The sequence below is a fragment of the Mesorhizobium sp. WSM3859 genome (assembly GCF_002295065.1).
In the GTDB taxonomy this organism is placed as follows: domain Bacteria; phylum Pseudomonadota; class Alphaproteobacteria; order Rhizobiales; family Rhizobiaceae; genus Mesorhizobium.
Window position 1 is genome coordinate 30,490 of the sequence record NZ_NSGG01000007.1, and the last position, 25,837, is coordinate 56,326.

A 25,837-nucleotide genomic window follows, 5' to 3' on the forward strand; every position below is an offset into this window, starting at 1 on the left:
GCGGCGCCTGGATCGGCCGTCGCCCATTGCGCAAGCGCCGGCGGAACAATAGATGGTGCAAGGCATCCATGGATGTTGCACTGCACCCGCGATGGTGCGGCAGGGACGATCCTGCTGGCCTTCGACGGAATGACGCCTTAACGGACTGCTCGAACAAACAGGAACAACTGTATGACCAACCAGCTCGACGCGGCGAAATTGACCGATCGCGTGACGGCGCTCGTCGAGGCCGCCAGGCGTGCCGGCGCCGACGCGGCCGATGCGGTGGCGGTGCGCGGCCGCTCTGCCGGCGTCTCGGTCCGGCTGGGCAAGGTCGAGGGCACCGAATCCTCGGAGAGCGAGGATGTGTCGCTGCGCGTCTTCGTCGGCCAGCGTGTGGCGAGCGTCTCGGCCACCGCCGCTTCCGATCCGAAGGCACTCGCCGAGCGTGCCGTGGCGATGGCGAAGGTCTCGCCCGAGGATCCGTTCCAGGGCCTTGCCGATCCGTCGCTGCTTGCCCGCAATTTGCGCGACCTCGACCTTTTCGACCCGACCGAGGTGACGGCAGACCAGTTGAAGGAGGCGGCGCTTGCCGCCGAAGCAGCCGCATTGGCCGTCAAGGGCGTCACCAATTCCTCGGGCAGCAGCGCCGGCGCCGGACTGGGTGGGCTCGTGCTCGCCACCTCGCATGGCTTTGTCGGCCAGTATGTCGCCTCGCGCTTCTCGCGCTCGACCAGCGTCATCGCCGGCGAGGGCACGGCGATGGAGCGCGACTACGAATTTTCATCGCGCCAGCATTTCGCCGATCTCGACGCGCCGGAAGACATCGGCCGCAAGGCCGGCGAACGCGCGGTGCGTCGGCTGGGGGCGCGCAAGGCGTCGACCGGTCCGGTCGACGTGGTCTTCGACCCGCGCGTCGCGCGCGGCATTGCCGGCCATCTCGCCGGCGCCATCAACGGCGCGTCGGTCGCCCGCAAGACCAGCTTCCTGCGCGACATGATGGGCAAGCAAGTTGCGTCGGCCGCGATCACCGTCACCGACGAGCCCTTGCGGCGGCGTGGCCAGGCCTCGCGTCCCTTCGATGGCGAAGGCGTCGAGGGCGACAAGCTCCTGATGGTCGAGAAGGGCGTATTGAACCACTGGTTCCTGTCGACCTCGGCCGCGCGCGAGCTCGGCCTTGTCACCAACGGCCGCGGCTCGCGCAGCGGCTCATCGGTTTCGCCATCCTCGACCAACCTTGCCATCGAGCCCGGCGAGCGTTCGCCGGAAGACCTGATCGCGTCGCTGAAGCGCGGCTTCTACGTCACCGAGGTGTTCGGCCAGGGCGTCGACATGGTGACCGGCGAATACAGCCGCGGCGCTTCCGGCTACTGGATCGAGAACGGCGCGCTGGCCTATCCGGTGGCCGAGGTGACGATTGCCTCCAACCTGAAGACCATGTTCCTCAAGATGGTGCCGGCGAGCGATCTCGACCGCTATTTCGGCACGGCCGCGCCGACGCTCCTGATCGAAGGGATGACCCTTGCCGGTGCTTGACCAGCTGACATCGAGCGAGGCTCGCGACGACCTTGCCTTGCTGCGCGATGCCGCCCGCGAAGCCGGCGCCATCGCGTTGCGCTATTTCGGCAACAACCCACAGGTGTGGATGAAGGGCGGCACCTCGCCCGTGAGCGAGGCCGACCATGCGGCCGACGCCTTTCTGCGCGAGACCTTGCTCAAGGCGCGTCCTAATTATGGCTGGCTGTCGGAAGAGACGGCTGACGATCATGCCCGGCTGTCGGCCCGCCGCACCTTCGTCGTCGACCCGATCGACGGCACGCGCGGCTTTCTCGACGGCCTGCATTCCTGGTGCGTCAGCGTCGCCGTGGTCGAGAACGGGCGCTCGCTCGCCGGCGTGCTCGAATGCCCGGCCAAGCATGAGACCTACTGGGCGCTGCCGGGCGAGGGCGCATATCTCAACGACAAGCCCATCCACGTGCGTCCGCTTGGGCAGGACGTCGATATCGGCGGACCCAAGCCCCTGGTCGATCGGATGCCGGAAGCCTGGCATGACAGACTGCGACGCACGGCCTACATTCCTTCGCTCGCCTACCGGCTGGCGATGATCGCCGCCGGCAAGCTCGATGCGACCTTCGTCAAGCCGAACGCGCATGACTGGGACATCGCCGCCGCTGATCTCATCCTCACCGAGGCTGGCGGCGCGTTGCTCGACCGCGACGGCAAGCCGCCGCGCTATGCCGGCGAGGTGATCAATCACGGCGCGCTCGCCGCCGGCAGCGGTGAACTGCTCGGCGTCCTCGCCAGGGTCATCGCGGAGATTGATCAAGGGTGAGTCGGCCCGCAGTTCCAAAATCGGTTTCTTTGGGCTAAACGTTTCACAAAATTCATGAATCTGCGAAGGATCGGCATGGCCGTGGAAGACGGAAAGAAGCAGCTTTTGCACCTGGTTTTCGGCGGCGAGCTGAAAAAGCTGGGTGGAACCGAGTTTCGTGACCTGGACGCGCTCGACATCGTCGGCATCTACCCCGACTATCAATCGGCGCACGCTGCGTGGAAGGCGAAGGCGCAAGCCAGTGTCGACAATGCCCATATGCGTTATTTCGTTGTGCATCTGCACCGTTTGCTCGATCCAGAATCGAAGGTCGGCGGTTGACGTCGATGGAGCATGAGGCAGTGAAAGGGGCGACCAGGCGTCGCGCCGCCAGACGCGGCGGAACGCGCACGCTGTGGCGGCGCATCCGCGAGCCATTGGCGCAGTCGAGCTTCGTCAAGAACTTCATCGCCAGCCTGTTCGCCTGGTTCCTGCGGCTGATTCGCCTCACCAGCCCGCTTGTCGAAGGCTCGACGAAGGTAGCCGGCGGCGCTTATGCGCATCTTGAGCCCGGCATCATCGCGCTCTGGCACGGCCAGCATCTTCTGACGCCTGCCTATTACCCCAAGGGCCGACCGCTGGTCGCCATGGTTTCGCGCAGCGCCGACGCCGAGCTCCAGGCGCTGATGATCGAGAAATTCGGCATCGAGGCGGTGCGCGGTTCCGGCGGCCGCAACAGTTCGAAACATCTCGACAAGGGTGGCGCCAAGGCCTTGATCGCGCTCAGGAAGTCGCTCATCGCCGGCAAGAACGTCGCCATGATCGCCGACATTCCGAACGGCAAGCCGCGCGACGCCGGACTTGGCATCGTTCTTCTGGCAAGGCTTTCCGGCCGGCCGATCCTGCCCTCGGCCATCGCCACCAGCCGCCGCAAGGTGCTTGAGAAGAGCTGGGACAAGACCACCATCAACCTGCCTTTCGGGCGTTCCGCGGTTATCGTGGGACCCCCGGTCTTCGTGCCGGCCGATGCCGACGATGCCGAGATGGAGCGCAAGCGCCAGGAGGTCACCGCCTCCCTCAACGCCGCTATGGCCGAGGCCTATCGCCTCGTGGATGGCGGCAAATGAGCGAGCGCTGGGCGCGTGCGGCCCTGACTGCCTACCGCTATGCGGGGGCGGCCGCCTATCCGCTGATCGGTCCTTATGTCGCCTGGCGCGCCTCGCGCGGCAAGGAGGATCGCGCCCGGCGCCGCGAGCGCTATGGCGTGGCCGGCCGGCCCCGGCCGGAAGGGCCGGTGATCTGGATCCATGCGGCAAGCGTCGGCGAGACGATCGCGGTGGTGCCGTTGGTCGAGAGCATCCTTGACTACGGCGTCAACATCGTCCTGACCACCGGCACCGTGACCTCGGCCAAGGTCGCCGACGAGCGCCTCGGCGAGCGCATCATCCACCAATATGTGCCGCTTGACCTCAAGCCCGCCGTCAGCCGCTTCCTCGACCACTGGCGGCCGGAACTGGCGATCATCGCCGAATCGGAAATCTGGCCGATGACCATCCTGGAACTCGGCGCCCGCAACGTGCCGCAAGTCCTGGTCAATGGCCGGTTGTCAGACCGCTCCTTCACCTCGTGGAAGAAGCGCGCCGGCGTCGCCGAGGCGCTGTTCGAGAACCTCGCCCATGTCATTGCCCAATCAGATGTCGACGGCGAACGGTTTCGCGCGCTCGGCGCCCGGCCGGTCACGGTTTCCGGCAACCTCAAGGTCGACACCAACCCGCCGCCGGTCGACGAGCGGGCCCTGGCCACCCTGCAGCGCCAGATCGGCAACCGCCCGACCTGGGCCGCGATCTCGACCCACGACGGCGAGGAGGTCGTGGCCGCCGAGGTCCATGCCAGCCTGCACAGGCGCCATCATGGGCTTCTGACCATCATCGTGCCGCGCCACCCCGACCGCGCCGACGCGCTTGCCGCGCAGATTTCCGGCATGGGCCTGACGGTGGCAAGGCGCAGCAAGGGCGACCGCATCTCGCCCGACACCGATATCCTTCTGGGCGACACGATCGGTGAGATGGGGCTTTATCTGAGGCTGACCGAGATTGCTTTCGTCGGCCGCTCGCTGACCTCGGAAGGCGGCCAGAATCCGCTTGAGCCCGCAATGCTCGAAACCGCGGTGCTTGCCGGCCGCAACGTGCAGAATTTCCGCGAGGCCTACCAGCGCCTGCTCGACAGCGGCGGCGCCAAGCTGGTGCGCGACCGCGACATGCTGACCGGCGCCGTCAATTTCCTTCTGACCAACGAGGTGGCGCGCCACGAAATGATCGCGGCGGGTGCCGCTACGGTCGACGAGATGCGCGGCGCGCTTGCCCGCACGCTGAGATCGCTGGAGCCCTATATCCAGCCGCTGGTCGTCAAGGCGCGCCTGAAAAGCGCTAACGGGCGCTAAAGCAATTCCAGGAAAAGTGTGTAACGGTTTTCCGTCCGGAATTGCGTGAAACGAGGGATAGAACGTATGACGCCAAAAATCGGAGCCGGTTTTTGGAGAAGGTCATGCGCGAAGGCGTCACGCCCGGAAGCCGCGCGATGACCAGCGAAGCGCCGCCCTTCTGGTGGGAAAAGCCGGACTGGCGCGTCTTCGCGCTGTCGCCGGCCTCCGCGGTCTATGGGCTGGTCGCCGGCCGCCGTTTGCGGCATGCCCCGCGCGAGAAGGTCGCAGCACCTGTGCTGTGCGTCGGCAATCTGACGGTCGGCGGCAGCGGCAAGACGCCGGTCGCTATCGCTCTGGCGAAGCAAGCCAGGCGCATGCAGCTCACGCCCGGCTTTCTGTCGCGTGGCCATGGCGGCTCGTTCGCCAAGCCGCATGTCGTCGATGCGCATCACGACGCCGCCAAGCATGTCGGCGACGAGCCGCTGCTTCTGGCCGAACATGCGCCGGTGGCGGTGACGGCGAACCGCGCCACCGGCGCGAAACTGCTCATCGAGGGACATGGCTGCGACTTCCTGATCATGGATGACGGCTTCCAATCGGCGCGCATCCATATCGACTATGCGCTGGTCGTGGTCGACGCCCGCTTCGGCGTCGGCAACGGCCGCGTCATTCCGGGCGGACCGCTTCGCGCCAAGATTGTCGACCAACTGGTCTTCACCAGCGGCCTGCTGAAGATGGGCGAGGGAGCCGCCGCCGACGGCGTCGTGCGCCAGGCGGCGCGCGCCGGCCGGCCGATCTTCCTGGCGCATGTAGAGCCGGCGGACCCGTCGCGCTTCGCAGGCGGCCGCTTCCTTGCCTTCGCCGGCATCGGCCATCCGGAGAAATTCTTCGATACGCTGCGCGGCGCGGGCGGCGAAGTGGCCCAGTCACGCGCCTTTCCGGACCATCATTTCTACGCCCAGGACGAACTTGCCGACCTTCTGACGCTTGCCCGCCAGGAAGGGCTGAGGCTCGTCACCACGGCGAAGGACGCCGCGCGGCTGCGCCACGGGGAGGTGCCCGCCGGTTTCCTCGATCAACTGGACGTGCTCGATATCGAGGCTGTGTTCGAACTCAGCCACGTGCCCGCACGCATCATCGACGAGACGCTCGACGCCTGGCGTCAGCGCAAGATGCGTGGCTGAGTTTCCGGTGCGCCTGGTCGATCCGTGCCCTGCCGTCAGTTGATAAGCCCACGGAAATAGCGGACGGTCTCGCCAAGCCCGTCTTCGAGGGCAACACGAGGGGACCAGCCCAACGCCGAACGCGCCAGGCCTATATCGGGTTGGCGCTGTTGCGGATCGTCTTCCGGGAGGGGTTTGAACTCGATTTTGGACTTGCCGCCGACGATGCCCAGCACCATTTCGGCCAGCTCGAGGATCGTGACTTCCATCGGGTTTCCGATGTTGACGGGCCCGATGAAATCGTCGGATGTCGCCATCATCCCGGCCATCGCCTCTACAAGGTCGTCGACGTAGCAGAAGCTGCGCGTGTGGCTTCCGTCGCCGTAGATGGTTATGGGCTCGTTGCGCAACGCCTGGACGATGAAATTGCTGACCACGCGCCCATCCGAGGGGTGCATGCGAGGCCCATATGTATTGAAGATGCGCACCACCTTGATCGGCAGTTGCGACCGGCGCCGATAGTCGAAGAACAGCGCTTCGGCGCATCTTTTGCCTTCATCGTAGCAGCTGCGCGGGCCGATCGGGTTGACATGGCCCCAATAGGCCTCGGTCTGAGGATGGACTTGCGGATCGCCATAGACCTCGGATGTCGACGCCTGAAGGATTCTGGCACCCGAAGCACATGCAAGATCGAGCATGTTGATGGCGCCATAGACGCAGGCCTTTGTCGTCTCGATCGGAATGCGCTGATAGTGAACAGGCGAGGCGGGGCAAGCGAGATTGAAGATCTCATCGGCCTCGGCCTGAAGCGGCACGGTGACGTCGTGCCTCAGCAGGCTGAACCGCGCATTGCCGAGAAGGTGCCGGATGTTCTCATCGGAACCAGTCGAGAAATTGTCGAGACATATTACTTCATGGCCTCTTGCCAGCAACAGGTCGCACAGATGCGAACCAATAAAGCCGGCGCCGCCGGTCACCAGAGCCTTCACAGCTAATCCCCGATCCCCACGGCATTGTCTATAGCCGCAGAGTCACGAACCTGTCACGTGTCTCTGAAAGGGGTTTTTGCCGCTGCGATCGGCGCAGGCGATATTGGCTGCGAACCTGCATGGGGCTCGATTCCACAAGAGGAGGGCGCCGGATCGCGAGGAGTGCGAAGCAAAGCCTCGCCTGGCCTATCCCCGTTTGCGCAGTTCCGGGTGCATCTCGATCTCGCGGGCAAGCGAGACCGCGGCGTTCACATAGGGTTCCTGCCGGGCGACGCTCCAGTATTTGAGCTCGTCGAGCGGAATGTTCTCGCCCGTCACCGCGCAGCGCACGAACGCGCCCGGGCTGGTGACCTGGAAGTCGCCGTCGAGATAGCGGATCCGGGCTTCCCTGCCGCCCGGGCCTTCGAAACGGTTCATCATGAAAGGACGCTTGCGTTCATCGGATTTCAATCGCCACAAATTGCCGGCAACGTCAAGCTTGACGCAATGCTCATGCGGTATGGCTCAAGTGGAGAAATGGTTCTCGGAACTCGGCATGGACATCACCTCGACCCGCTTGAACGCACTGATCGGTGAAGCGCTCACCCCGCAGCCGGTGCCGTTGCCCAAGGCCGATCCGGCGGCGGCGACTTTGATCAAGACGCTGATCCAGCCGCCGGCGCCCTCGACGGGACAGGCTGCGCAAATCGCGGCCCAGTCGCTGCAAAGCGCGCAACCGCGCCCTGCCGCCCAGGCACCGCAACGCCTGTCGTCCTCGGAGGTCGAAGATGCTTACCGGGCCGTCATGGAGCCCGATGCCGTCACCGACGGATCGCCGGCAAGACCCTCGACGGGCAGGGCGGCGCCGGATGCCGACCAGGCTCCGCGCGGCTTCGCCTCACCGCAGGCAGCGGTTGCAGACAATATGTCCGGGCCCGCGGTTGCGCCGGCGCTGTCCACATTTGCGCCGGCCGTCGCTTCCGCCGCGACGCTGGTCGCGGCCAATGCCAACGCGCCGCAGCCTCGCGGCGCCGCGCTCCGTTCGGCTGGTCACGCGCCGCGATCGGAAGCCCCGCCGATATCCCTTTGGACGATTTCGGTTGTCACGGCGATCGTCTCGGCGGTGACGGCAACAATCATGGTCCTGCTGCTTCGCTAAGCCAGTCCTTAGGCATCATCCTGAAGGAAAGCTTCGAGCTTTTCCGGCGCAAGCCCCGCCTGTTCGGCGATGCGCCCGGCAAGATCTGCCGCCGCCGCGCGCGGTCGGCCGACCGGACGGTCCATCCAGTAAGACACTGGATTGAGCGCAACGCGCTCGTCGACGGCAACGATACGGCCCGATTGGAGCTGGTCCGCGGTCAGCGGCGGCCGCGCCAGCGCGATGCCCAGCCCATGCGCCGCCGCGTCCAGCACCAGATTGTAATCCTCGAAACGCCTGTCCTGCGGACGCGGGCGGTAATCGATGTCTTGCGCGGCGAGCCATGCGCGCCATCCGGATGCATCGGAATCGTTGATCAGCGGGTACTTCAGCAACCGTGCAGGGTCGCCCCGTCCGATCTCCTTGGCGAGCTCCGGCGAGGCGATCGGGAAAATCTGCTCCTCGAAAAGCTGCACCGAGACGCGGCCGGGAATGCGGCCGCGGCCGCAGCGCACCGAAAGGTCGATGCCTTCGTCGGCAAGGTCGGCCTGGCGGTTGTCGACATCGAGCACGATACGCAGCTTGGTCGGATGGTTCTCCAACGCGGCCATGCGCGGCATCAGCCACAGACCGCTGACCGAGGGGATCGAGGCCAGCCGCACGACGGCTGTGCCGCGCGGCTCGACCCAGCGGTCGGAATTGACCGAAATCAGCGCGAAGGCCTCCGTGGTGCGAAGATGCAGGCGATTGCCCTCGATGGTCAGTGTCACGCCGCGCGCATTGCGCTCGAAGACTTTCAGCCCCAGCCAGTCTTCAAGCTTGGCGATCTGGCGACTCACCGCGCCATGGGTGAGGTTGAGTTTTTCGGCCGCCGCGGAAAAACTCCCCGTGCGCGCCGCGGCATCGAAGGCGCGCAAGGTTTCCAACGGCAATATCTGATCAGAGCTGTGATCCATGCTCACAGCTGACCCTCGATTTGCTCGTTTGTCAATTGGCCGGCAATAGCGTTTTCTGCGTGCATGGTACAAAAAGACGAGGTTACGGCAATGAGCGCTTACACCGGCACGTTGAATGAGACACAGCGCGTGGACACCACTGCGGCCATCGCGGTGGCGCTGACGGTGCTTGGCTGGGCCTCGGCTTTCCCGGCGATCCGCGCCGGCCTCGCCGCCTTCCAGCCGCTGGAGCTCGGTGCGCTGCGCTTTGCCATCGCAGCGGTTCCGGCCGCCATCTTCCTGGCCGTGAAGCGCCCGGCGCTGCCCAGGCTTGACGAGCTTTGGCGCTTCGCCTTCGGCGGCGCCATCTTCGTCGCACTCTACACCGCCATGCTCAATTTCGGCGAGCTGACCGTCTCGGCGGGCGCCGCCGGCTTCATCATCAATGTCAGCCCGATCTTCACGGCGATCATGGCGATGGCGCTGCTCGGCGAGCGCTTTTCCGGCATCGCCTGGCTGGGCACGGTCATTTCCTTCGCCGGCATCGGCATCATCGCTGTGGCCGACGGGCACGGCCTGCATTTCAATACCGGCGCGCTGCTGGTGCTGGGCTCGGCACTCTGTTCAGCCGTCAACACCATCGTGCAGAAGCCGCTCTTTGCCCGCCATCATCCGTTGACGATCTCCGCCTCCAACATGGTGCTCGGCGCGCTCTGCCTGTCGCCCTTCCTGCCGGAAGCGTTTTCGCAGGCGGCGGTCGCCGACACTGCGGGTCTCGGCGCCGTCATCTATCTCGGCATCGTGCCCTCGTTGATCGCCTATGCCGCCTGGGCAACCGCACTCTCGCGCCTGCCCGCCGCCCGCGCCTCGAACTTCCTCTACCTGGTCTCTCCGACCTCCGCGCTGATCGGCTTCTTCTGGCTGAGCGAAGTGCCGAGCCTGCTCGGCATCCTCGGCGGCGCCCTGGCGCTGGGTGGCGTGATCGTGGTGAATTTGAAGCGATAAAACCCCAGAGCTTGACCGATGGCGAGGTTTTGCGGCTGATTGAGCGGGAATGGGCTGGCCGCAACCTAAGATGCCTAAGACTTTCTTTCGTGACGCGTCGACATTTCGTCCGATCGCTGTTGGCTATGGCAGCTGCATTGCGACCGATCGAATCACCGTGGACGGGGCGAAAGTAGGCTATCTCTACCGCGAGACACCCGATAGTCCGAGTGATAGCGGGTGGCGCTTCTTTGCGGGCGATGAGTCCGATGAGTATGTCGAGAATCCCGGCAACTTCGAATTGTACGACGTCAACACAATCGCAAATTATGACCCGCTGATCGCCTCCTGCTTAGAGGCTTCCCCAGGAAGTGCGTTTTTGAGAGTAGACGGGAAGTTTGTCCGCGAGAAATCGGAACGCCCGGACAACTGAGGCCTCTGTGATGCGAGCAGGATGCGGGCTATCCTGATCCGACTTGAGGGAGGATTGGGATGGGCAGAGGGTTCATAGCCGCGGTTTTCTGCTTGCTGCTCCTGACCGAAAAAGCTGTAGCGGGCTGGTACCAGGTGGACAACTACGAAGGCTCCATCGGACCGAACTCGGTCCATCTCTCGCTACAGAGATATGCTCACTTCGGCAGCGGCATCACTGTCAAGGGAAGCTACTTCTACGACGCCAAGCAAAGTCCCATCGCCATCTACGGCACGGCCGACGGCTCGACCGTCACGCTGTGTGAAATTGCGGACGACAAGGAATTTCAGCGCGTTCTGGTGATGGGGTCGAAGACACCCGTCGACACCACCGGATGCCCGTTCTCGCTCGAGGTCAATGACAGCGGCGCGACCGGAAGCTGGAGCAAGGGCGCCGATAAATTTCCCGTCAGCCTCAAGAAGGTCGCGAGCCTCGACGACACCGGCGAGGGGCAAATCACAGGAAACGTTGAGATTGCCTTTTGGGCCGAGACCGCTACCGACCGGTTTGCCGGCGTCTACACGAAAACCGGCGCCGGCATCTGCATGACCAGCATGCAGGTGATCAACAAGAAGAAAAGGAAGGTCGTTCAGGAGATTGGGTTCGACGATGAGGACTGCAACGCCGGCATGTCGACGACGCCCATTTACATGAACGTGGAAAAATGGGTGGAGGGCGGCAAGGACATCATTTCCGTAGATTTCGGAGGCGGCAAATTCTCAAGCGGGAATGACTACGTCCTCAACCCGAAGACAAGAAAATACCATCTGAAGAAATGAGGCTCAGGCGCCAACCCTGCCGTTGCGCAACGAGCAAGGTGCTCACCGCCGACCGAACAGCCTTTCGATATCGGCGAGCTTAAGCTCGATATAGGTCGGGCGGCCATGATTGCAGGTGCCGGAGCCGGGAGTCGCCTCCATCTGGCGCAGCAGCGCGTTCATCTCCTCGGCCTTGAGCAGCCGGCCGGAGCGCACCGAACCATGGCAGGCCATGGTCGCGGCGATCTTGTCCAGCCGTTCCTTGAGCGTCTCGACCGTGTCGTTGTCGGCGATCTCGTCGGCGAGGTCGCGCACCAGCTGCTGCACATTGGTTTCGCCGAGCATCGACGGCGTCTCGCGCACCGCCACGGCGCCGGGTCCGAACCGCTCCAGGCCGAGGCCGAATTTGGCAAGTGTCTCGGAGTGCATCGCCAGCCGCTCGGCGTCTTCTTCCGGCAGGTCGACGATCTCGGGCAGCAGAAGCATCTGCGAAGGCACGGCGCGCGAATGCAGCGCGTTCTTCAGCGCCTCGTAGACCAGCCGCTCATGCGCGGCATGCTGGTCGACGATGACGAGCGAATCCCGGGTCTGGGCCACGATATAGTTCTCATGCACCTGCGCGCGCGCCGCGCCCAGCACCATGCCGAGCAACGCCTCGGCCGACGGGGCCGCGCCGGCGCGGGCGTCGGCGCTGGCCAGAGTTCCGGTGTCGAAAGCCGCCTGGTCGTTCTCCGCAAAGCCGTTGCGTTGGTGCGTTGCCCCGCCATAGCCCATCTCGCCATAGCCCATATCGAGCGGTCGCTGCGCCGAGCGCAGCGGGTCGAAGCCGCCGGAGCCGGAAGCGTGATAGGCGACCTCGTGGCTGCGGTGGCCGCCGGTCGGGCCGGGGTGCGAATAGGGCGCCGCCCCCGGCCGGAATGCCGCCATCATGCCGGCGGCACCCGTGGTCGCCGCGCGGATGCCGGCGCCGGCCAGCGCCTCGCGGATGGCTCCGACGATCAGTCCGCGCACCAAGCCCGGGTCACGGAAGCGCACATCGGCCTTGGCCGGATGGACATTGACGTCGACCGTCGAGGGATCGAGCGACAGGAAGAGCACCGTCACCGCGTGCCGGTCGCGCGGCAGCACATCGGCGAAGGCGCCGCGTATCGCGCCGGCGATCAGCTTGTCGCGCACGGGCCGTCCGTTGACATAGGCATATTGCTGCAACGCGTTGGCGCGCGTGTAGGACGGGATCGAGACGTGGCCGGCAAGATGCACGCCGTCGCGCATGGCATCGATGGCAATGGCATTGTCCGGAAAATCCTTGCCCATCACCTGCGCGACGCGGGCAAGCCGGCCCTCTGGCGTGTCGCTGGTGGCCGGCAGTTCCAGCGTCGAGCGGTCGGCGCCGGCCAGCGTGAAACGGACAGCGGGAAAGGCGATCGCGATCCGTTTCACCACGTCGCTGGTGGCCGAGCTTTCGGCGCGCTCGCCCTTCATGAATTTGAGCCTGGCGGGCGTGGCGAAGAAGAGGTCGCGCACCTCGATCGTCGTGCCGCGATTGGCCGCCGCCGGCTTCACGGCCGAGACACGACCGCCGTCGATGCCGATCTCGGCCGCGCTTTCGCCGGACGCCGTGCGCGAGCGAATCGAGAGCCGCGCGACGGACCCGATCGAGGGCAGCGCCTCGCCGCGGAAGCCCAGCGAGCGGATATCGTGGATGTCGTCGGAGAGCTTCGAGGTGCAATGCCGCGCGATCGCCAGCGCAAGCTCCTTTTCAGGGATACCCGAGCCGTCATCGGTGACGCGAATGAGGTTCAGCCCGCCGCCCGCGGTGACGATTTCGACGCGCGAGGCGCCGGCATCGAGCGCATTCTCGACCAGTTCCTTCACCACGCTCGCCGGGCGCTCGATGACCTCGCCGGCGGCGATCTGGTTGATCATCGTTTCGGAAAGCTGGCGAATGGGCATGCGGCGATTATAGGCGGATTCGACCGGCGTGGGGGAGGGGGAGAATGGCGCCAAATCTCCTCCCTTGAGGGGGAGATGTCGCCGAAGGCGACAGAGGGGGTCGTCTCGCGTCGAGCGCCGACGCCGCCTCTGGACGCGGAAGACCTCGGCGATCTACGCGAGACGACCCCTTCTGGCCTGCCGGCCATCTCCCCCTCGAGGGGGGAGATCACGCTCTCGGCCGCCTTCGCCAATCTCCAACGGGTCCGCCAACGCTGTTATGGGAGGCGCCTCACGCTCCCAGATTCACGCCTGCGTCACCAGCCAGTCCCTAACCCTGCGGGCGTTGTCGCTGAGATCGCGGTTCTTCGGCCAGATGACGTGGAAGCCGATGCCGGTCCGCATCACATGGTCGGTGACCGGCACCAGCAGCCCTGAGGCCACAAGGCGCTCGACCAGATGCCGCCAGCCGAGCGAGATGCCTTGCCCTTCCATCACCGCCTGGATCACCAGCGCATAGTCGTTGATGCGCAGGCCGCGCTCGGCATTGCGCAGGCTGGTGCCGGCCGACGCGAACCATTCGTCCCAGGTCGGGGCCTCGCGATAAGGTTCTTCCAGATGGATCAGCCGGTGCGTCGCCAGTTCCTCGACCGTCTTGGGCTTCCCGAATTTGGCGAGATAGCTGGGGCCGGCGACCGGGAAGATCTCTTCGTCGGAGAGCGACAGCGAGTGATAATCTGGCCAGTCGCGCGGCACGCCGCCGCGCACCCCAAGCGGAATGCCTTCGGCGATGATGTCGAGATCGCGGTCGGCGGTCTGGATGCGCAGGTCGACGCCCGGCAGCTCGTCGCGGAACTGCTGCAGGCGCGGCATCATCCAGAACGAGCCGAAGGCGGTCGAGGCGGCTAGAGTCACATGACCGCCCGTCGCCTGCAGGCGCAGGTCCTCCGCGGACTTGCGGATATGCGAGAGGCCCAGCGACACGTCGGCGTGGAAACGTTCGCCGGCCTCCGTCAAAACCACCTGGCGGTGGCGCCGCTGGAAGAGCTTGGCGCCGAGCTGCTCCTCCAGGCCGCGCACCGCATAGGAGACGGCCGCCTGCGTCATGCCGAGCTCGCGCCCGGCGGCGGTGAAGCTGGACAGCCGGCCCGCGGCCTCGAAGACGATGAGGCTGCCGGCAGAGGGCAGCAGGTGGCGTAGGCTTCGCATAAGGTGAACTTATACAAGAGATCAGGATTTTCCAGCATCACATCCATATTTCGTCTCGCTAACTTGGTCGGACGGGAAGAAGGAGACCCCATGAACGCACCGGCCGTTGAAATGACCGAACAGACGCACCGCCGTGGCGGCGGCCGGCTTGGCCGCAAGGCGCTGAGAAGCGCGCCGATCGCGTCCTTCCCGACCCTTGTCCGCAAGATTCCCGCCTATGAAATCGTGCCCGACGAGGCGGTGGAGCTGATCCACGAGGAATCGCTCAAGATCCTCGAGGAAGTGGGGTGCGAGTTCCGCGACGACGGGGCGATCGCGCTCTGGAAGGCGGCCGGCGCCGATGTCAGGGAGACGCGCGTCCGCATCGACCGCGCGCTGCTGATGGAGCTCGTCTCGAAGGTCCCGCCGGAATTCACGCTCCATGCGCGCAATCCCGAGCGCACCGTGCGCGTCGGCGGCAAGAATTCGATCTTCGTGCCGATGTATGGCGCGCCCTATATCCGCGACCTCGACAACAAGCGCCGCTACGGCACGCTTGCCGACCTCAACAATTTCCACAAGATGGCCTATATGGCGCCGGCGCTGCATTCCTCGAGCTCGGTCATCTGCGAGCCGATGGAGATCGCGGTGCCGAAGCGGCACCTCCACATCATCCATTCGGCGCTGAAGCATTCCGACAAGCCGTTCATGGGCATCGTGACGTCCAAGGAGCGCGCCGAGGACACGATGGCGATGGCTGGCATCGTCTTCGGCGAGGATTTCGTGCGTGACAATCCCGTGCTGGTGGCGATCACCAACTGCAATTCGCCACTGGTGTGGGACGCCACCATGATCGACGCCATGCGCGTCTATGCGAGCCACAACCAGCCGCTGATCCTGGCGCCGTTCGCGCTGTGCGGCGCCTCGACCTCGGCCTCAGCCGTCGGCGCGGTGGCGCAGGTCAATGCCGAGGCGCTGGCGGGCGTGGCGCTGACCCAGCTCATCCGTCCCGGCTCGCCGCAGCTCTACGGCCAGTTCATGGTCACCGTCGACATGAAGACCGGCGCGCCGATGGGCGGCACGCCGGAAGCCGCGCAGATGATGTATCTGATGGGCGCGCTGGCCAGGAAGTACAAGCTGCCCTGGCGCACTTCCGGCTTCCATGTCGGCTCCAAGCTCAACGACGCCCAGGCGGGTTACGAGGCGAACATGCTGATGCATGCCGCGATCCTGTCCGGCGCCAACTACATCTGGCATTCCGCCGGCTGGCTGGAAGCGGGGCTGACCTGCGGCTATTCGAAATTCGCCACCGACTGCGAGCAGCTCGTCGGCTGGTACAAATATGCCGGCGGCGTGCCTTTCGACGATTTCAAGGAGGCTCTTGCCGCGATCCGCGAGGTCGGTCCGCAAGGGCATTTCCTCGGCACGCAGCACACGCTGGAGCATTTCGAGAGCGCCTTCTTCATGCCCAACATCATGGACTTCAATTCCTTCGAGCAATGGAGCGCCGAAGGCGCGAAGGACCACGACACGCGCGGCCGCGAGAAGGCGCGCGCCATGCTGGCCGACTACCAGGAGCCGAAGCTCGACGAAGGCATTGCCGAGGGCCTCGCGGATTTGATCGCGCGGCGTGAGGAAAAGCTGCCCGACAGCGTTAGTTAGTTGATGGAAGGCAGCGCAGTTGAATCAAAAACGGGCGTAGACCCGATAAGAATGGGAGAACGACAATGACACTTTTCAGAAGCAATGGTGACCGCGTTCCGGCCGCGATCGAGGCGATGGCCGAGGAGGCGCGCGCCGGCCGTGTCGACCGGCGCGAATTCCTGGCGCTGGCAAGCGCCTTCGGCGCATCGACGGCTTTCGCCTATGGCCTGCTCGGCCTTGCCGCGCCGAGCAAGGCGCTGGCCGACGAGCCAAAGAAGGGCGGCACGCTGCATGTCGCCATGTCGGTCAAGGCGCAGAAGGATCCGCGCACTTATGACTGGACGGAGATGGCGAACGTCACCCGCTGCTGGCTGGAGCCGCTGGTGCGCTACACACACCAGTTCACCTTCGAGCCGGTCCTGCTCGAAAGCTGGGACGTCAATGACGATGCCACCGAATACACGCTGCATCTGCGCAAGGGTGTGACCTGGAACAATGGCGATGCCTTCAACGCCGATGACGTGGTCGCCAATCTGAACCGCTGGTGCGAGAAGGGGGCTTCCGGCAACTCCATGGCCGCCCGCGTCGGCGCACTGATCGACGCCAAAACCGGCAAGGCCAAGGATGGCGCGATCACCAAGGTCGACGACCACACGGTCAAGCTGAAGCTCAACGAAGCCGATATCGCCATCATACCCGGCCTCACCGACTATCCGGCGCTGGTCGTGCATCGCGACTTCGACAAGGACGGCGCCGATCCGATCAAGAAGCCGATCGGCACCGGAGCCTTCGAGCTGGTCTCCTACGATGTCGGCCAAAAAGCGGTCGTCAAGCGCCGCGAGAACGGCAAATGGTGGGGCGGCGAGGCGCCGCTCGACGGCGTCGAGTTCATCGACTACGGCACCGACTTCAACGCCACGCTCAATGCCTTCGATTCCGGCGAGGTCGACCTCGATTTCGAAACGCCGGCCGACTACATCGATCCGCTGGATAAGATGGGCCTGGTGAAGTCAGAGGTCGCAACGGCAACCACGCTGGTTGCCCGCACGAACATCACCCATAAGCCCTATGACGACAAGCGGGTGCGCAACGCGCTGCAGATGGCGGTCGACAACAACCAGGTCATGCGGCTCGGCTATAATGGCCGCGGCACGGTCGGCGAGAACCACCACGTCGCCCCGATCCATCCCGAATACTACCCGCTGCCCAAGAAGGAGCGTGACGCCGCCGGCGCCAAGAAGCTGATGGCCGACGCTGGCCAGGCCGACTTCGAGCATGAGCTGATCACGGTCGAGGACGAGTGGCAGAAGAACACCGGCGATGCCATCGCCGGACAGCTGCGCGATGCCGGCATCAAGGTAAAGCGCACCGTGCTGCCCGGCTCGACCTTCTGGAACGACTGGACGAAATATCCTTATTCCATGACCATCTGGTACATGCGCCCGCTCGGCGTGCAGGTGCTGGCGCTGGGCTACCGCTCGGGCGAAGCCTGGAACGAGACGGCCTTTTCCAACCCGGACTTCGACGCCAAGCTCAAGGACGCGCTGTCGCAGATCGACGTCGCCAAGCGCAAGGAGGTGATGAAGGACGTCGAGGCGATCCTGCAGGACTCCGGCGTCATCATCCAGCCCTTCTGGCAGAAGCTCTACTGCCACATGAACAAGAAGGTGAAGAACTATTCGATGCACCAGACCTACGAGATGGACTTCCAGAACGTCTGGCTGGATGCCTGAGTGCGCCTGGACTTCATGAGCCGCAAAAAAGGCGATATGCAGGATGCGTGGTGGCAAGCGTGCCGCCACGCGCCGAACCCCGGAGATCCTGCATGAAGCCGATAGTGCTTGCCGCTGTCTTCTCGATTGCCTTGCCCGGCGCCGTGCTCGCCGGGCCGGCCTCCAACGCCGTGAAGTTCTTCTACGTGCCTTCGGTGAAGTTTGAGGGAGACGCGAAATACCGCGACCGTTTCACCGAGCCGGTCACCAAGCTGTTCGAAGCCAACGACAAGGCGCAGAAGGAGAAGCCCGACGAGGTGTCCTGTCTCGACTTCGATCCCGGCCTCGACGCGCAGGATTTCGACCAGAAGACCCTGTCGAAGACGCTGAAGCTCACCGAGGCCGTCAATGGCGACACTGCCGAAGTGACGGCAAACTTCAATCTTTTCCCGGAAGGCGATGACTCCAAACGCGAAATGGTGTGGTCGCTGAAGAAAGTGGACGGCAAGTGGAAGATCGCCGACATCGCCTCGAAGACCAGCAACTGGACGCTCAGCGCGCTGGAATGCGGCGCCTCGACGGAGTGATGCCGTGCTTCGCCGTCTGGTCCTCGCGCTGTCGAGCTTGTCGATGCTGGCCGCGGGGCTGAACGACGGCGCCTCCGCGCAAGGGCTCTTCGGCGCGCCGCCGCCGAAAGCCTCATCGGGCGACGATCCCTCGCCGCCTGCGGCCGCTGCGCCGGAAAGCAAGCCGGCCGAACCGGCGCCTGTCGCCCCCGTTCTGCCCGGGTCGCCGACCGCGGTGGTGAAGCCGTTCTACGAGCGTCTCGGACTGGAACTCGATCCGTCCCAGCGCAAGAACTTTATCGACCCGGCGAAAACCGTGCTCGACAAGAGCGATGCGCTGCGCGCCTCGGGGCAGGGCGAGTGCCTGGATCCCAACATGGCGCTGGACAATGCCGACTACGACAAGCTGGCCATAGACCGGAGTCTGCGCACCATCGAGGCCGTCAATGGCGACGAGGCCAAGGTGGTCGTCGCCTTCGTCGTCGAGGGCCACCAGCACCGGCTCGAATGGAAGCTGAAGAAGGTCGGCGGCGCTTGGAAGGTATCAGACATTCTGTCGGTGACCGGCGAATGGGCGCTGAGCCAGTATCAGTGCGAATGAGCTGCCGATGAATGCGCCGCTGGGTCATTGCAGATGAGGATTCGCGCTTTGCTTGGGCTCGCGCTGGCTGCGGTGTGCATCGTTGGCGGCATCGGCACATGGCGTGCCGGCACGATGCTGATTGCCCGGGAGCCTCGTCAGATCTTGACGGCGCCCGGCGATTTGCCCATCGAGCGGACCGCACTTGATCAGCCCGGCACGCCCGAGCTTGTCGGCTGGGTGGCCGAGAGGAAGGGCAGCTGCGGCGCGATCGTTCTGTTGCATGGCCGCGGCTCTAACCGGCTGGCGAATGTGCAGAGGGCGAAAATGCTGTTCGATGCTGGCTATTCCGTGATCCTCTTCGACCTGTCGGGTCATGGCGAGAGCGGCGGCACCGTCCAGGGCTTCGGCTACAGCGAAGGGCAGGATGCCGCCCGGATCCTGGCCTATGCAAGGCAGCGCTTTCCCGGCCAGAAAATCGGCGCGCTCGGCTCATCGTTGGGTGCCGCGTCGTTTGTCTTTGCGACGCCGCAGGCACTGGCCGACGCCTATGTGCTCGAGCAGCTCTACGCGACCTTGCGCGAGACTACGGCCTGGCGCATGCCGTTCCATGCCTTGCGCAGCTTGCAGGCCGATATCCTGCTGGCACAAATGTCCGTGCGCCTTGGCTTCGGCGCCGACGACGTCAGGCCTGTCGACCGTATCGGCAAGATCGGCAAACCGCTGATCCTGCTGGCAGGTGGTGCCGATCCCTTCATCGATCGCGGGCAGGTGGCGGCCTTGCATGATGCCGCACCCGCATCCCAGCTCGTCTGGTTCGAAGGCGCCGGCCATGTCGACCTGCTGCGCTACGATACGCCGCGTTGTCGCGATGCGGTTCTGCCGTTCCTGTCAAAGAATCTCTGCCAGGCCGGCCATGTCTGAGCGCTCAACCCCGTCCGCGATAGGGCGCCACGCCGGTATCCGGCAGCCATACGTCCTTGGGCGGCGCGCCGGTCTGCCAGAAGACATCGATCGGGATGCCGCCGCGCGGGAACCAGTAGCCGCCGACGCGCAGCCAGAGCGGCTTAGTCGCTTCCACGATGCGGCGTCCGATCATCACCGTGCATTCCTCATGGAAGGCGCCGTGGTTGCGGAACGAGGTCATGAACAGCTTCAGCGACTTCGATTCCACCAGCGTCCGGTCGGGTGCGTAGTCGATGACGATGTGGGCGAAATCCGGTTGGCCGGTGACCGGGCAGAGCGAGGTGAATTCGGGGCAGGTGAAGCGCACGATCGCCGGCGGGCCATCGCCGCGCTGGAACGGCACGGTCTCCAGGACCGCCTGTTCGGGGCTCTGTGGCGTCTCGACGTGCTTGCCGAGCTGGGTGAGGTTCTTGGCATCGGTCATGGGCGGCTCCTTGCTGCCGTCCAAGGTCCGGCCGGCAGGCAAAACAAAGCGGAAATTGCGCCACAACCTTTCGGACGCGGCGGGTTTGGGCCGCTCAATAGCATCGGACCGAAAAGTGCGCAGCGGTTTTCGGATGAATCCGATGCGTGAAATGGAAGCGGGTGCGGCACGACGCTCCCGTGCAAATGAAACGGCAGGAAGACGATGACCAGCAACGACCCGCTTCTCCAACCCTACCAGCTCAAGCACCTGATGCTGAAGAACCGGGTTATGTCGACCAGCCATGAGCCGGCCTATTCCGAGGACGGCATGCCGAAGGAGCGCTACCGGCTCTACCATGCCGAGAAGGCCAAGGGCGGCATGGCGCTCACCATGACGGCGGGCTCCGCGATCGTCTCGCGCGACAGCCCGGCCGCCTTCGGCAATCTGCATGTCTATGACGACAGGATCGTGCCGTGGCTGGCCGAACTGGCGGATGCCTGCCACGAGCATGACTGCAAGGTGATGATCCAGATCACCCATCTCGGCCGCCGCACTGGCTGGAACAAGGCCGACTGGCTGCCTGTGCTTTCGGCTTCGCCGGTGCGCGAGCCGGCGCACCGCGCCTTTCCCAAAACCATCGAGGAGTGGGACATCGAGCGCATCGTCGCCGACTATGCTTCGGCCGCGCAGCGCTGCCAGGCGGCCGGCCTCGACGGCATCGAGTTCGAATCTTACGGCCATTTGATGGACGGCTTCTGGTCGCCTTTGACCAACCATCGCGACGACGAGTTCGGCGGCTCGCTCGACAACCGGCTGCGCTTCACCGACATGGTGCTGGATGCTGTGCGTGCCGCAGTCGGGAAAGAATTCATCGTCGGCATCCGCATGGTCGCCGACGAGGATCTCGAAAACGGCATTTCGAAGGAAGTCGGCGTCGAGATCGCCAGGCGGCTCGCCAACTCCGGCAAGGTCGATTTCCTCAACATCATCCGCGGCACGATCGAGACCGATGCGTCGCTGACCAAGGTCATTCCGGTGACCGGCATGCGCTCATCCCCGCATCTCGATTTCGCCGGCGAGGTGAGGGCGGCGACCAACTTCCCGACCTTCCACGCGGCGCGCATCTCCGACGTCGCCACCGCGCGCCACGCCATCGCCACCGGCAAGCTCGACATGGTCGGCATGACGCGCGCCCACATCGCCGATCCGCATATCATCAAGAAGGTGATGGAGGGTCGCGAGCACGAGATCCGGCCCTGCGTCGGCGCCACCTATTGCCTCGACCGCATCTATGAGGGCGGCGAGGCGCTTTGCGTCCACAACGCCGCGACCGGTCGCGAGGCGACCATTCCGCACATCATCGCAAAAAGCGAAGGACCGAAGAAGAAGGTCGTGGTGGTTGGGGCGGGCGCCGGTGGCCTGGAAGCCGCGCGCGTCGCGGCCGAACGTGGCCACCTGGTGACGGTGCTCGAAGCCTCCAGCCAGGCAGGCGGGCAGGTGAGGCTCGCCACCCAGAATCCGCGCCGCAAGGAACTGATCGGCATCATCGACTGGCGGCTCGCCGAACTGGATCGTCTTGGCGTCGAAATCCGCTACGACACCTGGGCCGAAAAGGATGACGTGCTGGCATTATCCCCGGATGTGGTGATCGTGGCGACGGGCGGCCTGCCGCAGAACCCGCCGCTGACGGCCGGCGACAATCTTGTGACCTCGAGCTGGGACATCATGGCCGGCAGCGTCAAGCCGGCCGAGAATGTGCTGGTCTATGACGACAATGGCGGCCATCAGGGCATGGGCGCCGCCGAACTCATCGCCAACGGCGGCTCGAAGCTGGAGCTGGTCTCGCCGGAACGCTTCTTCGCGCCGGAAATGGGCGGCATGAACCACGTGCCCTATATGCGCGCGTTCCACGAAAAGGGCGTCACCGTCACCATCAACACGAGGCTGCGCTCGGTGCGGCGCGAGGGCAACCAGCTCGTCGCCGAGCTGGCTTCGGATTTCGCCGACGGCTGGCGCGGCGAGCGGCGCGTCGACCAGGTGGTGGTCGAGCATGGCACGGCACCCCTCGACGACCTTTATCTGGCGCTGAAGCCTTTGTCGAAGAATGCCGGCGCGGTCGACTACGAGCGTCTGGTGAATGGCGGCGACATTTTCCCCGCGCGCAATGCCGAAGGCGGCTTCGTGCTGTTCCGCATCGGCGACGCGGTCGCTTCGCGCAACATCCATGCCGCCATCTATGACGGCATCCGGTTCGGGATCAGGATCTGACTGACAGGCCGCGGCGCAAAATCGCGGCGACGGGAAAAAGCCCGTACAGGCTTGTGGTATCGGTTGCGGATACCGCGCTCCCTGCGGTCGGCTTTCACTGCGGCTCCCAAAACCATTGTATATGCTTGTATGTATAACTGATGATCGGTTAGTCTCGCAATCGAGGGCAGGCCGCCAAGGCCAAGGAGGATCGACATGCGCAATGCTTCCCTCTTCGACCTGTCGGGCAGGAAGGCGCTCGTCACCGGCGCCAGCCGCGGCATCGGGCGCGGCATCGCCGAGGCGCTGAGCGCTGCCGGCGCCGCTGTCGCGGTCACGGCGCGCAGCCTTGCTTCGCTGAAGGAGACGACGGCGGCGATCCGGGCCGCCGGCGGGGTTGCGCATGCCATTGCCCTTGACGTCACCGACGTCGCCCACTGCCGCGCCGCGACCGCCGAGGCCGCCAACCTGCTTGGCGGTCTCGATATCCTGGTCAACAATGCCGGCATGGAAGAGGTCAGGCCTTCGCTCGATGTCGATGAAGCGCTCTGGGACCGGATCGTCGATACCAATCTCAAGGGGGCCTTCTTCTGCGCCCAGGCCGCCGCCCGCCACATGCGCGATGCCGGACGGCCAGGCGCCATCATCAATTTGTGCTCGCTGACCTCCGAGGTCGGCATCCCCACGGCCGTGCCCTATGGCTCGTCGAAGTCGGGCCTGCTCGGCATGACGCGGGCGCTGGCGGCGGAATGGGCGGGTCTGGGGATCAGGGTGAACGCCATCGCGCCCGGCTATTTCAGGACGGCGATGACGGAGGTGTTCTACGTCGACGAGGCGTGGCAGCAGTCGATGCTCGCCAAGATTCCGCAGCATCGTTTCGGCGATCTTTCGGATCTGCACGGGATCGCCGTGTTCCTGGCCTCGGACGCCTCGGCCTACATCACCGGCCAGTCCTTTCCGGTGGACGGGGGCTTTCTTGCCTCGATCTGAAGCGCCGTGCGGTGGCCAGCCTGGCGGCAGGGAACAGAAAAATACTGGTGACCATTATACATACATGTATATACTTTTCCCGCGTTTCTGAGGAGCAGCCATGTCCGACATCAGCTTCCACGACCTCTCATCCGCCAGCGCCGAACAGCGGGCGAGCCTGCTGAAGCGCGCCGAAGCCGACCTCTCGGTCTTCGTCGAGAAGGTCCGTCCGATCCTTGAGGCAGTCAGGACCGAAGGCGACGCGGCTTTGCTCCACTTCGTCAGAGACCTGGACAAGGCCGATGTGGCCGCGGGCAATCTGAAGGTTTCGGAAGGGGAGTTCGACGCTGCCTTCGGCAAGGTCGACAAGGATGTCATCGACAGCATTCGCTTCGGCATCGCAAACATCAGGCATTTCCATGAGGAGCAGCGTCCCGAGACGATGTGGCTCAAGGAGGTCCGTCCCGGCGCCTATGCCGGCGACCGCTACACGCCGATCGCCTCGGTCGCGCTCTACGTCCCGCGCGGCAAGGGCGCCTTCCCGTCGGTGACGATGATGACCTCGGTTCCGGCTGTCATCGCCGGCGTGCCGCAGATCGCCATCGTGACGCCGCCGACCTCGGACGGCTCCGTCGATGCCGCGACCCTGGTCGCCGCCCGGCTCGCCGGGGTCGAGACCGTCTACAAATGCGGCGGCGCGCATGCGGTTGCGGCCGTCGCCTACGGCACCGAGACGGTGAAGCCCGCGCTCAAGATCGTCGGCCCGGGCAGCCCGTGGGTGGTGGCCGCCAAGAGCCTGCTCTCCTCGATCATCGACACAGGCCTTCCGGCCGGCCCGTCGGAAGCGATCATCTTCGCCGACGGCAGCGTCGACGGCGGCCTCGCCGCGCTCGACCTTCTGATCGAGGCCGAGCACGGACCGGACTCCTCCGCCTATCTCGTCACGCACAGCCGCAAGGTCGCCGACGCTGCCCTGGCAGAACTTCCCGAGCACTGGTCCCGTATGACCGAGCAGCGGGTCGAGTTCTCGCGCGCGGTGCTGACCGGCAAGCGCGGCGGCATCGTGCTGACCGCATCGCTGGAGGACAGCTACCGCTTCATCAACGACTATGCGCCCGAGCATCTCGAGATCCTGTCCAAGGAGCCGTTCGCGCATCTCGGCCACATCACCGAGGCGGCCGAGATCCTGATGGGGCCGCACACGCCGGTGACGCTCGCCAATTTCGTCCTCGGGCCGAATGCGGTGCTGCCGACCAGCCGTTGGGCGCGGACCTACGGGCCGCTTTCGGTGACGGATTTCCTGAAACGCTCGTCGGTCGGTTATGTGACCTCGGCCGCCTATCCGGAGCTTGCCGGCCACGCCCGCAGGCTCGCCCGCTATGAAGGCTTCAGCTCGCACGAGAACGCGGTCTCGGAAATCCGCGACCGCTATCTCGGCGCCTGACGGGCCGGCGCGATGAAGGCCGCCAGACTGCATGGACCCGGCGACCTGCGTGTCGAGGACATCGCCGCGCCAGGGGCTCCCGAGCCGGGCTGGGTGAAGCTCAATGTCGACGCCGCCGGCATCTGCGGTTCCGACCTCCACAATTTCCGCACTGGACAATGGATAAGCCGCGCGCCGTCGACGGCCGGCCATGAACTGACCGGCACGGTGGTTGCGGTCGGCGAGGGCGTCGACACCATCGCCGTGGGCGACCGGGTCGTTGCCGATTCCCGTTTCTGGTGCGGAGAATGCGCGCAATGCCGCGCGGGCAGGCGGCATCTGTGCGCCTCGCTGGGCTTCGTCGGCGAAGTATGCGACGGCGGCTTTGCCGAGGAGACGGTGCTGCCGGCGCGGCTGCTGCATGTCATCGACGCCCTGCTGGACGAAAGGGTGGCGGCGATGGCCGAGCCGCTCGCCGTCGCGCTGCATGCCGTGCGGCGCCTGCCGAAGACCGCGGGTACGGTGCTTGTCGTCGGCTGCGGCACCATCGGCGGCCTGGCGGCGCTGCTCTTGTCGCGGACGTTCTCGGGCAGGGTGCTGATCGCCGACCGCAACAAGGCCCGCTGCAAGCGCGTCGCCCGGGTGACCAGCGCCACCATCGTCGATCTCGACCGCGATGCCATCGCCGCCGCGACCGCCGATGCGCCTCTGCTTGCGGCCGTCGAGGCCACCGGCAGCATCGCCGCGCTCAACCAGTTGCTGGGTGTTCTGGGCTCTGGCGCCACCGTGGCGCTGGTCGGCATCTTCCACGGCCGCCTCGACATCGACCCCAACATGCTGGTCGAGCGCGAGATCGGTCTGCTGGGCTGCCATGCCTTTGCCGACGAACTGCCCGACGCCATCGGCATGCTGGCCGAGCTGTCCGAACCGCTGATCGGCCTGATCGATCGCGAGATCGGCCTGGATGACATTCCCGCCGCTTATGAGCGTCTTTTGGCGGGGCAAGGCGACGGCTTGAAAACCATTATCCGGCTGCGGCAGCCTGCCGGCACCTGATTTCCGATGTTTGGCGGA

Annotated in this window: 25 protein-coding genes; 19 read left to right on the forward strand and 6 right to left on the reverse strand. The window is 65.2% G+C overall.

The genetic code is table 11. The features are described from left to right. The first annotated feature begins 171 nt into the window (after positions 1-171). From CK230_RS16405 to lpxK, 6 genes are all read left to right on the forward strand, one after another. Entirely contained in the window at positions 172-1,515 is a 1,344-nt protein-coding gene (locus CK230_RS16405) for a TldD/PmbA family protein (protein ID WP_095818197.1), read from the forward strand. Further along, a complete protein-coding gene (locus CK230_RS16410) occupies positions 1,502-2,311 on the forward strand; it encodes a 3'(2'),5'-bisphosphate nucleotidase CysQ (RefSeq protein ID WP_095818198.1) in 810 nt (269 codons plus the stop codon). Before CK230_RS16405 ends, CK230_RS16410 begins: the two co-directional genes overlap by 14 nt. Positions 2,312-2,386: 75 nt before the next feature. Next, the gene (locus CK230_RS16415; protein ID WP_041002569.1) at positions 2,387-2,632 is read left to right on the forward strand and encodes a DUF4170 domain-containing protein; all 246 of its coding nucleotides are present in this window, start codon (positions 2,387-2,389) and stop codon (positions 2,630-2,632) included. Between the two features lie 5 nt (positions 2,633-2,637). After that, positions 2,638-3,417, forward strand: a complete 780-nt coding sequence (locus CK230_RS16420) for a lysophospholipid acyltransferase family protein (protein WP_095818199.1) — start codon at positions 2,638-2,640, stop codon at positions 3,415-3,417. Continuing rightward, positions 3,414-4,730, forward strand: coding sequence for a lipid IV(A) 3-deoxy-D-manno-octulosonic acid transferase (gene waaA, locus CK230_RS16425; protein WP_095818200.1), 1,317 nt, complete (start codon positions 3,414-3,416; stop codon positions 4,728-4,730). Before CK230_RS16420 ends, waaA begins: the two co-directional genes overlap by 4 nt. A 137-nt stretch (positions 4,731-4,867) precedes the next feature. Continuing rightward, complete coding sequence (gene lpxK, locus CK230_RS16430) at positions 4,868-5,896, forward strand: tetraacyldisaccharide 4'-kinase (RefSeq protein ID WP_095818448.1); 1,029 nt, start codon at positions 4,868-4,870, stop codon at positions 5,894-5,896. Between the two features lie 35 nt (positions 5,897-5,931). Here the strand turns inward: lpxK and CK230_RS16435 are convergent, their stop codons facing one another. Together CK230_RS16435 and CK230_RS16440 are read right to left on the reverse strand one after the other, a co-directional pair. Next, positions 5,932-6,864 (reverse strand): UDP-glucuronic acid decarboxylase family protein, encoded by a 933-nt coding sequence (locus CK230_RS16435; RefSeq protein WP_095818201.1) that lies wholly within the window; start codon positions 6,862-6,864, stop codon positions 5,932-5,934. A gap of 186 nt (positions 6,865-7,050) precedes the next feature. Then, the gene (locus CK230_RS16440; RefSeq protein ID WP_095818449.1) at positions 7,051-7,284 is read right to left on the reverse strand and encodes a DUF2093 domain-containing protein; all 234 of its coding nucleotides are present in this window, start codon (positions 7,282-7,284) and stop codon (positions 7,051-7,053) included. Between the two features lie 115 nt (positions 7,285-7,399). On the opposite strand from CK230_RS16440, the gene CK230_RS16445 reads away from it, so the two are divergent. After that, a complete protein-coding gene (locus CK230_RS16445; RefSeq protein WP_141246038.1) occupies positions 7,400-8,002 on the forward strand; it encodes a hypothetical protein in 603 nt (200 codons plus the stop codon). An 8-nt stretch (positions 8,003-8,010) separates the two neighbouring features. On the opposite strand, the gene CK230_RS16450 is transcribed toward CK230_RS16445, so the two are convergent. Beyond that, the gene (locus CK230_RS16450) at positions 8,011-8,937 is read right to left on the reverse strand and encodes a LysR substrate-binding domain-containing protein (RefSeq protein ID WP_095818203.1); all 927 of its coding nucleotides are present in this window, start codon (positions 8,935-8,937) and stop codon (positions 8,011-8,013) included. Between the two features lie 90 nt (positions 8,938-9,027). On the opposite strand from CK230_RS16450, the gene CK230_RS16455 reads away from it, so the two are divergent. The 3 genes from CK230_RS16455 (at position 9,028) to CK230_RS16465 (ending at position 11,151) form a co-directional block, all read left to right on the forward strand. After that, positions 9,028-9,921: a DMT family transporter gene (locus CK230_RS16455; protein ID WP_095818204.1), complete on the forward strand. Its 894-nt coding sequence runs from the start codon at positions 9,028-9,030 to the stop codon at positions 9,919-9,921. A gap of 70 nt (positions 9,922-9,991) precedes the next feature. Beyond that, entirely contained in the window at positions 9,992-10,333 is a 342-nt protein-coding gene (locus CK230_RS16460) for a DUF2185 domain-containing protein (protein ID WP_095818450.1), read from the forward strand. A gap of 59 nt (positions 10,334-10,392) precedes the next feature. Next, positions 10,393-11,151 carry a hypothetical protein gene (locus tag CK230_RS16465; RefSeq protein WP_095818205.1) on the forward strand — a complete coding sequence of 253 codons (759 nt, stop codon included), beginning with the start codon at positions 10,393-10,395 and terminating at the stop codon, positions 11,149-11,151. 42 nt (positions 11,152-11,193) lie between these two features. Here the strand turns inward: CK230_RS16465 and mutL are convergent, their stop codons facing one another. Continuing rightward, on the reverse strand, positions 11,194-13,083 hold the full coding sequence (mutL, locus tag CK230_RS16470) for a DNA mismatch repair endonuclease MutL (protein ID WP_095818206.1): 1,890 nt from the start codon (positions 13,081-13,083) through the stop codon (positions 11,194-11,196). Between the two features lie 285 nt (positions 13,084-13,368). Continuing rightward, positions 13,369-14,271 carry a LysR substrate-binding domain-containing protein gene (locus CK230_RS16475; protein ID WP_095818207.1) on the reverse strand — a complete coding sequence of 301 codons (903 nt, stop codon included), beginning with the start codon at positions 14,269-14,271 and terminating at the stop codon, positions 13,369-13,371. Positions 14,272-14,361: 90 nt separating this feature from the next. Here CK230_RS16475 and CK230_RS16480 point away from each other — a divergent pair, with 90 nt between their 5' ends. The 5 genes from CK230_RS16480 (at position 14,362) to CK230_RS16500 (ending at position 19,676) form a co-directional block, all read left to right on the forward strand. Next, on the forward strand, positions 14,362-15,912 hold the full coding sequence (locus CK230_RS16480) for a trimethylamine methyltransferase family protein (RefSeq protein ID WP_095818208.1): 1,551 nt from the start codon (positions 14,362-14,364) through the stop codon (positions 15,910-15,912). A 65-nt stretch (positions 15,913-15,977) separates the two neighbouring features. Continuing rightward, positions 15,978-17,627 carry an ABC transporter substrate-binding protein gene (locus CK230_RS16485; RefSeq protein WP_095818209.1) on the forward strand — a complete coding sequence of 550 codons (1,650 nt, stop codon included), beginning with the start codon at positions 15,978-15,980 and terminating at the stop codon, positions 17,625-17,627. Between the two features lie 92 nt (positions 17,628-17,719). Continuing rightward, on the forward strand, positions 17,720-18,193 hold the full coding sequence (locus CK230_RS16490) for a DUF3828 domain-containing protein (RefSeq protein ID WP_095818210.1): 474 nt from the start codon (positions 17,720-17,722) through the stop codon (positions 18,191-18,193). A 4-nt stretch (positions 18,194-18,197) separates the two neighbouring features. Next, positions 18,198-18,773, forward strand: a complete 576-nt coding sequence (locus tag CK230_RS16495; protein ID WP_095818211.1) for a hypothetical protein — start codon at positions 18,198-18,200, stop codon at positions 18,771-18,773. A gap of 33 nt (positions 18,774-18,806) precedes the next feature. Further along, positions 18,807-19,676: an alpha/beta fold hydrolase gene (locus CK230_RS16500; RefSeq protein WP_095818212.1), complete on the forward strand. Its 870-nt coding sequence runs from the start codon at positions 18,807-18,809 to the stop codon at positions 19,674-19,676. A 4-nt stretch (positions 19,677-19,680) separates the two neighbouring features. On the opposite strand, the gene queF is transcribed toward CK230_RS16500, so the two are convergent. Continuing rightward, positions 19,681-20,142 (reverse strand): preQ(1) synthase, encoded by a 462-nt coding sequence (gene queF / locus CK230_RS16505; protein WP_095818451.1) that lies wholly within the window; start codon positions 20,140-20,142, stop codon positions 19,681-19,683. Positions 20,143-20,346: 204 nt separating this feature from the next. Here queF and CK230_RS16510 point away from each other — a divergent pair, with 204 nt between their 5' ends. The 4 genes from CK230_RS16510 (at position 20,347) to CK230_RS16525 (ending at position 25,819) form a co-directional block, all read left to right on the forward strand. Then, positions 20,347-22,392, forward strand: a complete 2,046-nt coding sequence (locus CK230_RS16510) for an NADH:flavin oxidoreductase (RefSeq protein WP_095818213.1) — start codon at positions 20,347-20,349, stop codon at positions 22,390-22,392. Positions 22,393-22,587: 195 nt separating this feature from the next. Then, complete coding sequence (locus CK230_RS16515; protein ID WP_095818214.1) at positions 22,588-23,361, forward strand: glucose 1-dehydrogenase; 774 nt, start codon at positions 22,588-22,590, stop codon at positions 23,359-23,361. Positions 23,362-23,461: 100 nt separating this feature from the next. Beyond that, the gene (gene hisD / locus CK230_RS16520) at positions 23,462-24,784 is read left to right on the forward strand and encodes a histidinol dehydrogenase (RefSeq protein ID WP_095818215.1); all 1,323 of its coding nucleotides are present in this window, start codon (positions 23,462-23,464) and stop codon (positions 24,782-24,784) included. A 12-nt stretch (positions 24,785-24,796) separates the two neighbouring features. After that, a complete protein-coding gene (locus CK230_RS16525) occupies positions 24,797-25,819 on the forward strand; it encodes an alcohol dehydrogenase catalytic domain-containing protein (protein WP_095818216.1) in 1,023 nt (340 codons plus the stop codon). Positions 25,820-25,837: the final 18 nt, after the last annotated feature.

What these genes read in the sequence shown, in the direction of transcription:
- CK230_RS16490 (WP_095818210.1), top strand. Translation starts at nt 17,720, where the DNA reads ATGAAGCCGATAGTGCTTGCCGCTGTCTTCTCGATTGCCTTGCCCGGC.
- lpxK (WP_095818448.1), top strand. Translation starts at nt 4,868, where the DNA reads ATGACCAGCGAAGCGCCGCCCTTCTGGTGGGAAAAGCCGGACTGGCGC.
- CK230_RS16500 (WP_095818212.1), top strand. Translation starts at nt 18,807, where the DNA reads ATGAGGATTCGCGCTTTGCTTGGGCTCGCGCTGGCTGCGGTGTGCATC.
- CK230_RS16445 (WP_141246038.1), top strand. Translation starts at nt 7,400, where the DNA reads ATGGACATCACCTCGACCCGCTTGAACGCACTGATCGGTGAAGCGCTC.
- CK230_RS16405 (WP_095818197.1), top strand. Translation starts at nt 172, where the DNA reads ATGACCAACCAGCTCGACGCGGCGAAATTGACCGATCGCGTGACGGCG.
- CK230_RS16420 (WP_095818199.1), top strand. Translation starts at nt 2,638, where the DNA reads ATGGAGCATGAGGCAGTGAAAGGGGCGACCAGGCGTCGCGCCGCCAGA.
- CK230_RS16465 (WP_095818205.1), top strand. Translation starts at nt 10,393, where the DNA reads ATGGGCAGAGGGTTCATAGCCGCGGTTTTCTGCTTGCTGCTCCTGACC.
- CK230_RS16485 (WP_095818209.1), top strand. Translation starts at nt 15,978, where the DNA reads ATGACACTTTTCAGAAGCAATGGTGACCGCGTTCCGGCCGCGATCGAG.
- waaA (WP_095818200.1), top strand. Translation starts at nt 3,414, where the DNA reads ATGAGCGAGCGCTGGGCGCGTGCGGCCCTGACTGCCTACCGCTATGCG.
- hisD (WP_095818215.1), top strand. Translation starts at nt 23,462, where the DNA reads ATGTCCGACATCAGCTTCCACGACCTCTCATCCGCCAGCGCCGAACAG.
- CK230_RS16515 (WP_095818214.1), top strand. Translation starts at nt 22,588, where the DNA reads ATGCGCAATGCTTCCCTCTTCGACCTGTCGGGCAGGAAGGCGCTCGTC.
- CK230_RS16510 (WP_095818213.1), top strand. Translation starts at nt 20,347, where the DNA reads ATGACCAGCAACGACCCGCTTCTCCAACCCTACCAGCTCAAGCACCTG.
- CK230_RS16415 (WP_041002569.1), top strand. Translation starts at nt 2,387, where the DNA reads ATGGCCGTGGAAGACGGAAAGAAGCAGCTTTTGCACCTGGTTTTCGGC.
- CK230_RS16525 (WP_095818216.1), top strand. Translation starts at nt 24,797, where the DNA reads ATGAAGGCCGCCAGACTGCATGGACCCGGCGACCTGCGTGTCGAGGAC.
- CK230_RS16440 (WP_095818449.1), bottom strand. Translation starts at nt 7,284, where the DNA reads ATGATGAACCGTTTCGAAGGCCCGGGCGGCAGGGAAGCCCGGATCCGC.
- mutL (WP_095818206.1), bottom strand. Translation starts at nt 13,083, where the DNA reads ATGCCCATTCGCCAGCTTTCCGAAACGATGATCAACCAGATCGCCGCC.
- CK230_RS16480 (WP_095818208.1), top strand. Translation starts at nt 14,362, where the DNA reads ATGAACGCACCGGCCGTTGAAATGACCGAACAGACGCACCGCCGTGGC.
- CK230_RS16455 (WP_095818204.1), top strand. Translation starts at nt 9,028, where the DNA reads ATGAGCGCTTACACCGGCACGTTGAATGAGACACAGCGCGTGGACACC.
- CK230_RS16450 (WP_095818203.1), bottom strand. Translation starts at nt 8,937, where the DNA reads ATGGATCACAGCTCTGATCAGATATTGCCGTTGGAAACCTTGCGCGCC.
- queF (WP_095818451.1), bottom strand. Translation starts at nt 20,142, where the DNA reads ATGACCGATGCCAAGAACCTCACCCAGCTCGGCAAGCACGTCGAGACG.
- CK230_RS16460 (WP_095818450.1), top strand. Translation starts at nt 9,992, where the DNA reads ATGCCTAAGACTTTCTTTCGTGACGCGTCGACATTTCGTCCGATCGCT.
- CK230_RS16475 (WP_095818207.1), bottom strand. Translation starts at nt 14,271, where the DNA reads ATGCGAAGCCTACGCCACCTGCTGCCCTCTGCCGGCAGCCTCATCGTC.